The sequence below is a fragment of the Bartonella sp. CR84HXZ genome (assembly GCF_042194535.1).
GTDB classification, from domain to species: Bacteria; Pseudomonadota; Alphaproteobacteria; order Rhizobiales; family Rhizobiaceae; genus Bartonella; species Bartonella grahamii.
In genome coordinates, this window is the sequence record NZ_JBHIMY010000114.1 from 1 (window position 1) to 766 (window position 766).

Annotated in this window: 2 protein-coding genes; both read left to right on the top strand. The window is 45.0% G+C overall.

Annotation, left to right across the window (positions count from 1 at the left end; genetic code table 11):
* The coding region (locus tag ACFIKD_RS09680; protein WP_375647942.1) for a lysozyme at positions 1-537 on the top strand (537 nt) is incomplete at its 5' end.
* Entirely contained in the window at positions 534-761 is a 228-nt protein-coding gene (locus ACFIKD_RS09685) for a hypothetical protein (RefSeq protein WP_012754703.1), read from the top strand. The genes ACFIKD_RS09680 and ACFIKD_RS09685, both read left to right, overlap by 4 nt.
* Positions 762-766 lie beyond the last annotated feature (5 nt).

Genomic DNA, 766 nt, shown 5'->3' on the forward strand with positions numbered 1-766 from the left:
CCCCTTGTCAAAAAAGGCATGTGTATTAGCCAAAAGCAAGCAGAAGAAATCCTTTGTGAAGACTTAAAGCAATTCGAGCAGACGGTAGAGGAATCGGTTACGGTTTCGTTAACGGATTGCCAATTCGCGGCATTGGTCTCATTTTGCTATAACGTAGGAACAGCTGCTTTTCGCAAGTCAACATTGTTGAAGAAGCTTAATCAAGGCGATTATGAAGCCGTACCCTTAGAATTACAGAAATGGAATAAGGTTGGTGGGAAGCCTCTTGCGGGTTTAGCCAACCGTCGAGCAGCAGAAGCGGGATTATGGGCAAAAGGGGCTTATGTTTCTTCAAATTATCAAAGGGTAGAAACGAAAACGGCAACCGGACTTCTTAAAATAGAAGCACTTGCCCCGATTATAGGGTCTTGTTCTGGTTTTGGCGGCTTGTTAGCAGGCAATGGACCGGTGCAATGGGCATTAGCAGGCATAATGGTTTTAGCGGCTGTAACGGGCATAGTGATTGTCGCCAAGCGTTTTCGGGAGCAACGCTTATGATTTTTTGGCTAAAGAAATATTCTCTGATGTTTACAGCGGCTTTAGCCGTTTTTTTTATGGCTTTAGCCAAGGCGTTTCACCTTGGCAAGCAAAGCGAACGGCAAAAGCAAACAGAGAATGCTTTAAAGACAGCAACAACGCGGCTTGAGGTAGAAAATGAAGTTAATCAAAAAAGTGATGCTGGTGTGCGCTCTGAACTTTCTCGTTGGGTGCGCGGCAAATAGGTCTG